9 protein-coding genes and 1 tRNA gene are annotated in these 12,277 nt (G+C 47.9%); 3 read left to right on the top strand and 7 right to left on the bottom strand.

The features are described from left to right. Positions 1–266: 266 nt before the first annotated feature. Entirely contained in the window at positions 267–2,696 is a 2,430-nt protein-coding gene (locus Q1B04_RS00435; protein ID WP_299754267.1) for a TonB-dependent receptor, read from the top strand. 120 nt (positions 2,697–2,816) lie between these two features. Here Q1B04_RS00435 and Q1B04_RS00430 read toward each other — a convergent pair whose 3' ends face one another. The 7 genes from Q1B04_RS00430 to Q1B04_RS00400 form a co-directional block, all read right to left on the bottom strand. Further along, positions 2,817–3,449 (bottom strand): nitroreductase family protein, encoded by a 633-nt coding sequence (locus tag Q1B04_RS00430; protein WP_299754265.1) that lies wholly within the window; start codon positions 3,447–3,449, stop codon positions 2,817–2,819. Positions 3,450–3,619: 170 nt separating this feature from the next. Further along, positions 3,620–4,822 (bottom strand): ABC transporter permease, encoded by a 1,203-nt coding sequence (locus Q1B04_RS00425; protein ID WP_299754263.1) that lies wholly within the window; start codon positions 4,820–4,822, stop codon positions 3,620–3,622. Between the two features lie 3 nt (positions 4,823–4,825). After that, positions 4,826–5,992, bottom strand: a complete 1,167-nt coding sequence (locus tag Q1B04_RS00420; protein WP_299754261.1) for an ABC transporter permease — start codon at positions 5,990–5,992, stop codon at positions 4,826–4,828. Positions 5,993–5,995: 3 nt separating this feature from the next. Then, on the bottom strand, positions 5,996–6,988 hold the full coding sequence (locus tag Q1B04_RS00415) for a biotin/lipoyl-binding protein (RefSeq protein ID WP_299754259.1): 993 nt from the start codon (positions 6,986–6,988) through the stop codon (positions 5,996–5,998). A 27-nt stretch (positions 6,989–7,015) separates the two neighbouring features. Further along, positions 7,016–8,332 (bottom strand): TolC family protein, encoded by a 1,317-nt coding sequence (locus tag Q1B04_RS00410; RefSeq protein ID WP_299754257.1) that lies wholly within the window; start codon positions 8,330–8,332, stop codon positions 7,016–7,018. A gap of 41 nt (positions 8,333–8,373) precedes the next feature. Then, entirely contained in the window at positions 8,374–8,973 is a 600-nt protein-coding gene (locus Q1B04_RS00405; RefSeq protein ID WP_299754255.1) for a TetR/AcrR family transcriptional regulator, read from the bottom strand. 1,096 nt (positions 8,974–10,069) lie between these two features. Further along, positions 10,070–10,143, bottom strand: a tRNA-Ile gene (locus Q1B04_RS00400). 92 nt (positions 10,144–10,235) lie between these two features. On the opposite strand from Q1B04_RS00400, the gene Q1B04_RS00395 reads away from it, so the two are divergent. Then, entirely contained in the window at positions 10,236–10,868 is a 633-nt protein-coding gene (locus tag Q1B04_RS00395) for an HAD family phosphatase (RefSeq protein WP_299754253.1), read from the top strand. Next, complete coding sequence (locus tag Q1B04_RS00390) at positions 10,855–12,141, top strand: site-2 protease family protein (protein ID WP_299754251.1); 1,287 nt, start codon at positions 10,855–10,857, stop codon at positions 12,139–12,141. Before Q1B04_RS00395 ends, Q1B04_RS00390 begins: the two co-directional genes overlap by 14 nt. The last annotated feature ends 136 nt before the right edge of the window (positions 12,142–12,277 follow it).

Raw genomic sequence — 12,277 nt, 5'->3', positions numbered from 1 at the left:
AGAGCAGGTTGAATAGAATTGCTAATTAAGCAGTGTAATTTTTTATCCATTACAGTTTAACCAAACACTAGCATTAATAAAAGAGAAACTTTCTAACCACCCAGCCAAGCAAATGCTATGAGGGAGCAGCTTTAGCAGCCTAGCGCCGATCCCTGTTTAGACAGCACCTAACAACCATACAGTAATCAATAGCTGATTTTTAAGTAAATTTGCAAACAATATTGTAAAACACTGTATTTAGTGCAGCGCAAACAGAAACTGCTACAATGAGACTTGTATTTCTACTCCTACTTATACTTCCTGCCTTCACTTTTGCCCAAACAGGCTTGCTTACCGGCACAGTACGGGACCGCAATACACAGGAGCCACTAATAGGCGTATCGGTGCAGGTAGTGGGCACGCAGCTGGGCACCGCCACCAATGAGAACGGAAACTTTAGGATAGAAAACATACCTGTTGGAAGCTATACGCTACAAAGCTCCTACATTGGGTACCAGCCACAGTCGCGGTTTAATGTAAACGTGACGGTGGGCAATGCACAGATTATCAGTTTTGAGCTGGTACCTGCAGCCAGCCAACTGCAGCAGGTAGAGGTGGTGGCCAACCGCAGACAAAGTGCCGCCGTGGCTGACCTTATAACGCCGCTATCGGTGCAGCGCCTCACCACAGAGGAAATCCGCAGCAACCCCGGAGGTAACTTTGACATTTCGAAAGTGGTGCAGGTATTGCCTGGCGTTGCCGCAAACGGAGCCGGCGGCGGGGGCCGCAACGACCTGATCATCCGCGGAGGCGCCCCTAATGAAAACGTCTATTACCTCGATGGTATCGAAATACCGCTCATTAACCACTTCACCACACAAGGAAGCGCCGGCGGGGCTACCGGCATTCTGAATGTTTCGTTTATAGAAGACCTGAAGTTAAGTTCCTCTGCCTTTGACGCTCGTTACGACAATGCCTTGTCTTCGGTGTTTGAGTTTCGCCAGCGCTATGGCAACCCGGAGCGCTTTTCGGGCAACGTGCGCCTGAGCGGCTCAGAATTTGCTACCACTCTGGAAGGGCCAGCAGGGGAAAAGACTACCTACCTGGTTTCGGCGCGCCGGTCTTACCTGCAGTTTCTGTTTAAGCTGCTCGACCTGCCCATACGGCCCAACTACTGGGATTTTCAGTATAAAATAGACCACAAAATCAACGATAAAACCTCTGTTTCCTTTATCGGTGTGGGTGCCATTGATAAATTTGCATTTGGGACTCCCCGCGAAAGCACGCCTGAAAACGAGTATATCCTGCGCTCCACGCCATCCATCAATCAGTGGAATTATACTACCGGTGTCGCGCTGAAAAGGCTTGTAAACGATGGGTACGTGAACCTGGCGCTCAGCCGCAACGCCTTTGACAACTCCCTGAAAAAGTATGAGGCAGCTGATGAAGAGGAAAACCAAGCCTTAACCTTGAACTCAAGCTCACGCGAAACAGAAAACAAACTGCGGCTGGATGTGAACAAGTATAAAAACGGCTGGAAATATGCCTATGGCCTAGCCGGGCAGTATGTACAGTTCAACAACGATATTTTCAGCGTGATCCGTAAAGAGTTGCGCGACGGGCAGAACAACGTGGTGCAGCCTGGCGTGACGGTGGCCTACGACACCAACCTCGACTTCTTCCGCTACGGTGTATTCGGGCAGGTTTCCAAATCGGTGCTGGATAGCAAACTGGGGATATCGGTGGGCATGCGAACAGACATGAACTCCTTTACCGAAAACGGCAACAACCCGCTGCAAACGCTCTCGCCACGCCTGGCGCTCTCTTACTTGCTCAGCGAAAAATGGGCTATTAACGCTTCTACTGGCATCTACTATAAACTGCCTACTTATACTGTGTTGGGTTACCAACAGGATAACCGGTACTTAAACAGAAACGCCGATTATACTAGGTCGATCCATTACGTGCTAGGTACCGAATTTCTGCCCCGCCCAGACCTGCGCCTGACCGTGGAAGGGTTTTACAAGGACTATAGCCACTATCCGATATCTGTACGAGATGGTATCTCGCTGGCGAATCTGGGCGGCGACTTTGGCGCAATTGGTAACGAGGCTGTGGTAACAAACGGGAAAGGCAGAACCTACGGGGCCGAGTTTTACCTACAGAAAAAACTGACGGGCACGGTGTTCTCCGTACTATCCTATACTTATGCGGTGAGTGAGTTTGCCGGCCTGGATGGCCGTTACGTTTCCAGCGCCTGGGATTACCGCCACCTGGTGTCGGGCCTGTTGGGCAAAAAGCTGTCGCGCAACTGGGAGTTCGGGGCCAAGTACAGATTTTCCGGTGGCGCGCCCAGCACACCGTACGATCTGGAGGCCTCTCGTTTAAATTACGCCTCGTTGGGTGTAGGCATTCTGGATTATACGCGGTTGAACTCTGAGCGCCTGCAGCCGTTTAGTCAGCTTGATGTGCGCATCGATAAAAAATGGACGCTCAACCGCGTTACTATAGACCTGTTCCTGGATATTGCCAATGTGCTGGGCAGCAGCACACCGGGCTTTGACCGCTATACTTTCCAGCGCAACGAAAGCAATACCGGCTTCGCGACTACGGATGGCAACACGCTTCGTACGGACGGAAGCAATGCCATTCCGGTTATACTTAAGAACACAGATGGTAACCTGGTGCCTACGCTTGGCTTTATAGTGGAGTTTTAAACAGGGATTCTTGCTTGAAGCCGGCAGCTTAGTTCTGCTAAGGCGCACCGGCATCTTGCATTTGCTTTATTCACTCACTAGGATCAACAAGTATAAACACAAAAGTTATTAACCCTTTAACTACTCCACAAAAGTCACAAGATCTTCTTTGCTTTTCCTGACTTTGGTAAGGTTTACCAACCAGTCGTTTTCAGCGTTTCTATACCCGATAGGCAGCATAACGCAGCTCCTGAGCCCTTTTCCCCTTAGCCCTAATATTTCATCCAAGGCATCAGGATCAAAACCTTCCAAAGGAGTGCTGTCGAGCCCTTCAAAGGCAGCGGCTGCTATAGCTTGTGAGAAAGCGATGTAAGCCTGCTTGGCAGCATGATGGAAGTTCACTTCCGCATCCCGTTGCGGGTAGCTGTTTAACAGCATCTGGCGGTAGTTTTCCCAGCCTTCGTTGGTAAAACCGCGCAGCTCATTTGTCAAATCAAACATCTTGTTGATGCGTTCCGCTGTGTATGTATCCCAGGCTGCAAATACAAACAGGTGGGAGCAGTCGGTGATAACAGACTGATTCCAGGCGATGGGTTTGATTTTCTCTTTTACCTCCTGGCTTGTGATCACGATGATCTCGAAAGGCTGTAAACCACTTGAAGTGGGCGCAAGGGATACAGCCTCTATGATGTTGTCAATTTTTTCCTGAGGCACTTTCTGCCCATTCATGGCCTTGGCTGCGTAGCGCCATTTTAACTTGTCTAATAATTCCATGTTTGATGTTAAGTCAATTTAATACCTTGCTAAGCAACTTGTAGAGAACTGCTTAAAGCAGCCATTCTTTTGCAAAGGTTATTTTAAAATTCAACGCTAATGCTTCAGAACAGCGATAGCCTCTTATTGTTATAATTACTGCGATTTGAGAGTAAGAGATTGGAAAAAGCTTAACCCTTACGCCAGGTGCTGCGCACCAGGCCTTTCAGGACCATAGAAGCAAGTATAAAATAAATCAGCGCCTGCCACCAAAGTGCCTTCCATTCTACTGCAACATCCTGAAGCGGTACGCCCATTTGGGTTAGTTTCACGAAGCCTTTCATACCCCAGGTTGACGGGAAGATCCAGGACAGTTTTTGGAAGAACGGCGAGAAACCTTCTACAGGGTAAGATAAACCACTGAGCATCAGCATTGGCAGCGTCGTGAAGATAAGGGCCATGATCGCATCCTCGCGGTAACGGAAAAGCCCCGTCAGAAAAATCCCTAGAAACACCACCGAAAGGAAGTATGGCAGCATGAATAGAAACAAATCGCCTAAACCAGCACGCACTGGTATCACAAAAAAAGTAAAAACCAGGCCTAACTGAAGTATAAGCAGCAAGAAATACAGTATGGCGTAAACAGAAGCCTTACCAAATAAAATTGGGATGGTACCTCCTCGTTTTAAAGCCCTGGGAAACAGGAAATGGTGTTGGCTACTTTCTCTCCGTGATCCGCCAAGTATACCGATGGCCATTAAAAGCACCACCTGCACCACCAGCGCTGTTACCATCGGAATGATGTAAGTGCCGTAGCCAGATGCTGGGTTATAAAGCGTAACTACACTATACGTTACAGGCGTATTTATAACTCTGGCCTGTTCCTCAGTATAGCCTGAAGCCATCAGCTTTTTAATATCTATACCGGCATTAAAGTAGCCATTCACAAAGTTAACAGCTGTTAGTACCTGCCGGTAGTATAGCATGTAGGAGGCATCGGCGTGCACAGCCACATCAGCTTGCCGGCCTTTGCGCACATCCTCCGAAAAAGAATCGGGTATGTACAGCACGCCTTTTACATCTCGCTTAAAGAAAGCATCCTCTGCTTGCGGTATACTATAGAATCCGGGCACTACCTGTACCTGCTCTGTAGCATCCAGCATCTGGATGTACTGCCGGCTCATGGCAGAATTGTCCTCGTCCACGACCGCTACCGGTATCTCGCGCACAACCTCCTTAGAGTAGATGTAGGCATATAGCACCATCACTATAAAACCTGTGCTGATAAAAACGCCCAATACGGCTTTATCAGAAAGCACGGCACGCAGCTCTTTTTTTAAAGTATCTGTGTAAGACAGGCGTGCGCGGTGGTATAGTTTAAAAATTTTTTTCATGAATCAGACTCTTTCGGGGTAACCTCCAGCAGCATACAGCTTGCGTAATTTAAGCCAGCCCAACATTGGCAGCAGCACTAATAGTAACAAAAGTGCAAAGGCAGGCAAAGAATAGACAACAGGTGCTCCGCGCTGGCCCTGGTCAATCATCACAGACAAATAGTGCGTTAACGGAAACACGTTGCTCAGCCATTGTATTGGAACCGGCATACCCAGATCGGGAAACGTAAGGCCTGCAAAAGACATACTGACCGCCGAGAAGCCGGTACCGCTTGTGAGCGCAGCGCGAAGGCTTTTGGCACCCGCTGCAAAGTAAACGCCTAATGCCTGGTGGGCCAAAATGAAGAGCATGGTAGCCAGCACCACTATAAACTTGCTGCCGTTCAGCGGAAAATCCTCCCACAAGAACATGGCAAAGTTCATCAGCATACCTACTATAAAGAACAGCAAAGTATAAGGCAGCAACTTACCCCAAACTATTGAGGGTAAACTGCGCTCCCCTAAACGGTACAAGCTTCGCCCCTGATGATACTTCAGGTCTTTCCCGATAGAATAAATCGTGGTTAGCATCACAAAAAGCTGCAGCATCATCGGGAGCAATCCGGTGTTCAGGTAATAAGAGTAGTTGCCGTATGGGTTAAAAAGGATCTTGGAACTTAACCCGATGGGGCGCATACTGATCATTGCCTGCTCCTGCAAAGCCCCGCGTTTCATACGTGCCTGTATACTTACGCCTGCTGAGAGCGTACCTACCGTTTTCTGGAATGCCCGACTGATCAGGCCGCTTGGCAGTAGAAAAGCCCCGTTTGTAAAGTTCACTATTTTAACGGAACGGCCGCTACGCACATCCGCCTGAAAATTTTCCGGAATCACAACCATGGCATATACTTGCCCGGTTTCCAGTAACCGCTTTGCCTCCAGGTCGGTTTCTGGCAGAATTTTCACTGTTATTTCAGGAGTGGCATCAAGTTGCACACTCAGTTGCCGCGAAAGTGCAGACAGGTCGTAATCTACCACCGCAATAGGCATGTCGCGGGGCACACCGCTTTGGAACAAGCCCATAAAAAACCAGAAGAACAAGAGTGGTAGCACCAGCGCAAACAACAGCCGCTTAGGCTCCCGCCCCATCAAGAAGAGTTCTCTGGTAAATACTTTTTTCAATCCTGCCATCGCCTATTTGTTTAACTGATCGGACGCAACGAGCACACTCATACCTGGCCTGATACCTTCGTTTTGCTGCACAGGCTTGGCTCTTACCTCAAACGTGCGGACATCAAAACTACCAGTGGCTTTGGTTGCGTTCCAAGTGGCAAAGTCTCCGAGGGGAGCAACATAATATACCTTAAACTGCAGTTGCTTATTGTTCAGCGCCGGTACACTTCCGATAAACACACTCTCCTTTTCAAAATGAAATAGTAAGTCTTCCTTTACATTGAGCACCACCCAGGCATCGTTCAAGTCAATCAGGTTCACAACAGGAAAGCCAGGTGACACGAGTTCTCCCAGCTCCGGGAGCAGGTCCTGCACCTCCCCGTTTACCGGTGATTTTATCAATCGCTCCTGTGAGTATACTTCTACCTCAGATACGGCTCCCTGGGCACGAGCAACGGCAGCAGCAGCTGCATCCTTATCCTCGGAGCGGGCCCCTTGCAGTGCTATCTGGTAGTTGTTGTAGGCTGCCTGCTCGTCACGGCGGGCGGTCTCTCGCTTGGCTTGCGTCTCATCGCGTTGCTGCTCAGACACTACCCCGTCCTTATACAGGTTACTCACACGCTGAAAGGTTTTATCTGCTAAGTCGGCGGCGGCCTTCGCTTTTTGCCAAACGCTGCGGGCTGCGTTTATCTCCTCTGAACGGGCGCCCTTTTGGGCTTTGGCCTGCTGGGCCTCAGCGCCTGCCTGAGCCGCCTCCGCCTGTGATAGCTTTGCATCAAGCTCCGGGCTTTCCAGCACAGCCAGCAGCTGCCCCTCCTTCACTTCATCACCCTCTTTCACTTTATATTCCTTTATGCGGCCTGCAATTTTAGGCGATAGATAGGTTTGCGTGGCTTCTACCCTGCCTTGCAGCACTACCTCTTCAGGCTTAGCCAAAAACCACACAGCCAGCAGTACAACGGCAAGCAGTAACAGCAGGCTGACAATTGTTTTGGCGCTATTCTTCTTTTTCATCGGATAAAGTTGTTGTATACTTTTATATTATAAATTCTGAATAAGTTCGTCCCATTGGTCGGCAACAAGTGCTAGGCGGGCAAAGGCTGTATCGTATTGATAAAGTGCCTGATACTGCTTTAGCCGGATAGATGCCAGGTTCACAGTCGCATCCACCACGTTTACGGAAGTGCCCATTCCTTCTTCAAAGGCCCGCTCGCGCATGAATTTTAGCTCTAGGGCCAGTTTTTCATCTTTTTGTAGACTTTGGTACTGTTCCTGCTGCTTCATTAACTCGTTATACAGCTTCTCCACGTAGGTCTGTATATCGCGCTCAGCCTGCGTGATAAGGTGGTTAACCTGCTCAGCCTGCGCTGAGGCAACCTTAATGCTGTTCTCTCTCCGAAACCCATCAAAAACATTTACACTCAGTCCCACACCTACTGCCCAATTAGGTTCTGTGATCGGAAGGTTATTAGTATACAAATACTTTTTGCCGAAAAGCGCTACGTCAGGTATATAACTTAGCCGCTCTTTCTTTACGCCAAGTTGCGCTAACTCGCTTTGCTGACGCAGGTAGCGTAGCTGGCTATGCGTCAGCAAAGCCTGGTCCTGGTAAAAGTCAAGGTTCTGAACAGCTTTAGGAGCAAACAGGCCGGTACTTAACGAGTCGTAGCTTTCATCGCCGATCAGGTTGTTCAGGGCGGTACGGGCCAGCGCTAAATCTCTTCGAGCAGCCTGCACCTCACGTTGAGCATTAGAAAGCGCCACTTCAGCATTCAGAAGCTCCACCTTCGGTATCATCCCATTTTCAAATAACTTCTCAGCATTTTGAGTATGCACCTTCACAGAGTTCTCAACCTGCTGGCGCAAATCCAGTGCCTCAGAAGCCATACGCACCCTGAAATAGGCTTCTGTGAGGCTGGCTAACAGTTCCTCTCGCGTAGACTCGGTCTGGGTTTGGCTGGCGCTGCTCTTCAACCGTGCAGCTTTGTCTGCCAGGTTCAGCTTTCCTCCTGTAAATACAGGCCATTTCATGGTCACATCTGCGCTACCAAAGTCCTGCTGCTGCAAAACGGGCTGCCAGTCGCCTAAAACCGCACCGGGCTCCGGTAACTGGTGTAACATACCAATAGCATCCCTGATCTGGTTTAGGTTGATGCTGATATCATCGTTGATGTGGGTATAACTTGCGTTGAAGTCCAGGTTCGGAAGGTGGCGACCACGTGATTGGCTCACTTCATACTCCGACTTTTTCTCCAGCGACTTAGCTGCCTGTAGTTTACCGTTTGCTCGCTCTAAATGCTGCACGGCATCATGAAGCGAGAGTTCCTGGGCTTGCACATGGATAGGGAGAATCAGCAAAAGGCTTAATCCAAATTGATATAAACATCTCATTAGAAACTTTACTTTAAATTGTTATAGCCAAGTGTGCGCAACACATGGCGGGTTATTACTGGTATGTCTGTAAGTGTGAGGCCCTCTGGTGATACTAGTTTACGCATCTTAAGGTGCACATAGTCAATGGTAAGCACGAAACTGGATAAGTATAGTTGCTCAAGTGATATATCAGGATTGACCTGGTTGTTCTTCAGCCCCAGCGCTTGCAGGCGCTGCAACGTTTTCAGTGTGCTAGCCTTCTGCTCCGCACTTACCTCGAAATTATAGTTATGGAGCAGTGTATAATAAAATTTAGAGGCATCTGGTGCTTCGATAGCCCTTGTTACGACGCCCGTTATGTAACTCTCCATCACCTGCGCCAAACTCATGTTATCCTGCTCCAGAATACTATTTATCTGCGCAAGTATAGACTCCATCCGCTCCTGAAACAGCGAATGGATCAGTTCCTGTTTACTGGCGTAATGGCGGTAAAGGTATCCTTCGCTCACTCCCGCCTCGCGCGCTATTATTGAGATAGTTGTATTCTCCAGCCCCAGCCGCACAATAGTTTCGACTGTTGCCTGCTTAATCTGCTGAAGTTTATTTGGATCAGAGGGTCTTGCCATAGCGTATATTAGTTAATGAACACTCATTCATTAACACAAATTTAGTTAAAAAGTTTATTCTAATTCTTAAAAATGATTCGACCGTAAATTTTCTGGCAAGAGAAGCTTAGAACCCGCTTATAGACTTATGTAGTATGTGGTTGAATTTCATAGCCCTCCGCTCACCTTTCATTTTTTAAAGACAGATAATATTACAGTTAAGTACCTATCAGGTCAGTTGTATACCTTAGAAAGCTAAAGCTGACTTAGGATTGGGAATTATTTCCCCACTTAAGCCATAAAGTATAAGGTGCTCACACGATTTAAGTAAATGGCTTGCAGGTAAGCTTAAAAAGATAGGTGTTGAAGTATGGCTAGTATAACCTGAAGTTTTAATCTTATTCCATTAACAGTTGCTCAAACAAAGTTTCTTGTAAGCATTCAAATAACCCACCTTGCTTTGGTCACTACAGGTATGTATAAATTTATTTTAAGATGAACTAGAAGCCCTAATGTCTTTTTACTTAACAGCATCCATACGTAAAATTGAGTTCAAGATTACCTCCAGATTGGATTTCTGCGGCTGAGATGAGGCTGTCGCATGGCTTTTCTCTTAGCAAAAGCTGTTTTACCATGACAAAGTATTATATGAAGTTAAGTTAAACGCATTATCAGTTTACTTTAAGAGTGCCAGCAGCAGGCAAAGTATACTCCTCTTGTTTTTTTCCGATTGCCTGGAAAAAGATTGGCTCCGCGCTAAGCGATGACAGTTAACGAACCTCCGTCCACAGCTAGTCTCAAATCTTGAGGAGAGTCTATAGCACCAGAAGTGGTTAGTGACAATAGCCAAGAATACCTACAACAGCTTGAACTAAGGATGGAAAATATTAGGGTAAGGTTAATTGACAATGATTCTGGCACTCCCAAAGAACGAGCTACTTTAAGAGGAGAGTTAGCCGGGATTGAGTTTGCAACGAAAGTGTTCCAAGCTCAACCATTAATAATATGAAAGACTGCCTGTGCAGGCCAAGATAATAACCTGCCCGAAATTTGTAAAAAAGTGTGCAAACAAAAAAGCACTTACAAGTTTTACCTTGCAAGTGCTTTTTTTAGACTGTGGGCCCACCTGGGCTCGAACCAGGGACCACCTGATTATGAGTCAGGTGCTCTAACCAACTGAGCTATAGGCCCTTTCCTTTTCTCTGGATGTGCTTCCTTTGAATTGGGAGTGCAATTTTACATATTTGCATTCAATATATCAAACACTATACATATTTTTTTTCGTGGAACTAACACAAATCAACAATATCATCTTCGATCTAGGCGGTGTCATCATTAATATAGACTACGACAAAAGCATTCAGGAACTGCAGAAACTGTGCAAAGATAACTGCAGCATTGCCTACAGCCAGAAAGAGCAGTCGCACTTGTTCGACCTGCTGGAAACCGGCGCTTGCTCTAATACAGAGTTCCGCAACGGTCTGCGCGAAGCTTACAAGATAGACGCCACCGATGAACAGATTGACGAGGCCTGGAACGCCATGCTGCTTGATATACCGCAGGAGCGCATAGACCTGCTGCTGGAGTTGGGCAAAAAGTACCGCATCTTCCTGCTCAGCAACACAAATGCTATCCACCTGGAGCGCTTTAACCAGATCGTGGCACACAGCTTTACCATCCCTAGCTTAGATTCTTTGTTTGAGAAAACCTATTATTCTCACCTGGTGGGCAAGCGCAAGCCCGATGCCGCTATTTTTGAGCAGATATTAGCCGAAAACAACCTGCAGAAGGAAGATACGCTGTTTATTGATGATAGCATTCAGCATATCCATAGCGCGAACACGATCGGCATTAAAACGCTGCACTTACAGCCACCGCTTACCATCAACAAGTTTTTTGCGGATGTTGCAGTCTAAATGGCAGCAATATAGCCTTCACTTACTGCTGTTCTGCCTCACGCTGGTTACCACTACCATTGCCGGGGCAGAATGGCGCTATGGTAAGCTGTTTTTCCTGGGGCCGCAGGGCTTTAGCTGGATGGGTACACTTACCTGGGCCGAATTTCTGGGCGGGTTATACTTTTCGCTGCCTTTTCTGGGGGTACTTACGGTGCATGAGTTCGGGCATTATTTCACGGCCCGCTACTACCGCACCGCCGTTACGCTGCCATACTATATCCCGCTTTGGTTTGGTATCACCTCGTCCATCGGTACTATGGGAGCCTTTATCCGGATTAAAGAGCGCATCTTCTCCCGAAAGCAGTTCTTCGACATCGGGATTGCCGGTCCGCTGGCTGGTTTTGTAGTGGCCATTCCGCTGCTGTTTTACGCTTTTACGCATCTGCCGGAGCCAGAGTACGTTTTCAGCATTCACCCTGAGTATGAGCGCTACGGGCTGGATTATGCACAGTATGTATACCAGGATAATTTTGGCAACTTTGCTTTAGGTAAAAACCTGTTGTTTATACTTTTTGAGCAGTTTGTGGCAGACCCTGCGCTGGTGCCAAATGCGTATGAAATTATTCACTATCCTTTTGTATTCGCCGGATTTCTGGCCCTCTTCTTTACAGCTCTTAACCTGCTCCCGATCGGGCAGCTGGATGGCGGCCATGTACTGTATGGCCTTATCGGGTACCAACGCTTCAACCAACTCTCCCCTATCTTCTTTGCGCTGTTTATACTTTATGCCGGGCTGGGAGTCATTTCGCCTTACACAGAGCCGGTTTGGGGCGAGGAGCTGCTGGTTGTGTTTGCTCCCTTTGCTTACTGGGCTTATCTGAAACTCTTGGGCAACCGGAACTATGCCTTAGCCGCTACGCTTGCCATGCTGCTGCTGCAATACGGGTTGTCTAACTTCTTTCCGGAGCTTGAGGCATACTTCTGGCTCTGGCCTTTTTACCTGCTCTACCTGGTGTTTGTGCTGCAGCCTGCCACGCCTAAATTAAAGTATAGCTTATACCTGGCTGGGGTGGTGCTGGTGGCGCAGGTGCTTATTTCACTGGCTTTCCCGGATTCTGATGGCTACAGCGGCTGGCTCGCGTTTGGGTTGCTGCTCTCGCGGGTAATGGGCATCTTTCATCCCTCCTGCCCCGATGAGCGCCCACTCACGCCGCTCCGCAAAGCACTGGGTATACTTGCCTTCATCATCTTTCTGCTGTGCTTCACACCTACACCGTTTATTATTGAGTAGGATGTTAGAAATACTGTGAAAGCTGCTGTAGGAGCAGGAAAAACTTAAATATTCTGGTGTAAGTTTATGGTTTAGGATGACAGGTTTTATAACAACAGCCAAGCCTGTTTAGAGTTTATTCATACTATATTGCCTG

The organism is uncultured Pontibacter sp., assembly GCF_947495565.1.
Lineage (GTDB): Bacteria > Bacteroidota > Bacteroidia > Cytophagales > Hymenobacteraceae > Pontibacter.
This window is presented reverse-complemented; position numbering and strand designations above follow the sequence as displayed.

Bases quoted from the DNA above. Each gene is read 5' to 3' on its own strand.
- Q1B04_RS00390 (WP_299754251.1), top strand. From the start codon at position 10,855: ATGTTGCAGTCTAAATGGCAGCAATATAGCCTTCACTTACTGCTGTTC.
- Q1B04_RS00430 (WP_299754265.1), bottom strand. From the start codon at position 3,449: ATGGAATTATTAGACAAGTTAAAATGGCGCTACGCAGCCAAGGCCATG.
- Q1B04_RS00415 (WP_299754259.1), bottom strand. From the start codon at position 6,988: ATGAAAAAGAAGAATAGCGCCAAAACAATTGTCAGCCTGCTGTTACTG.
- Q1B04_RS00425 (WP_299754263.1), bottom strand. From the start codon at position 4,822: ATGAAAAAAATTTTTAAACTATACCACCGCGCACGCCTGTCTTACACA.
- Q1B04_RS00405 (WP_299754255.1), bottom strand. From the start codon at position 8,973: ATGGCAAGACCCTCTGATCCAAATAAACTTCAGCAGATTAAGCAGGCA.
- Q1B04_RS00420 (WP_299754261.1), bottom strand. From the start codon at position 5,992: ATGGCAGGATTGAAAAAAGTATTTACCAGAGAACTCTTCTTGATGGGG.
- Q1B04_RS00435 (WP_299754267.1), top strand. From the start codon at position 267: ATGAGACTTGTATTTCTACTCCTACTTATACTTCCTGCCTTCACTTTT.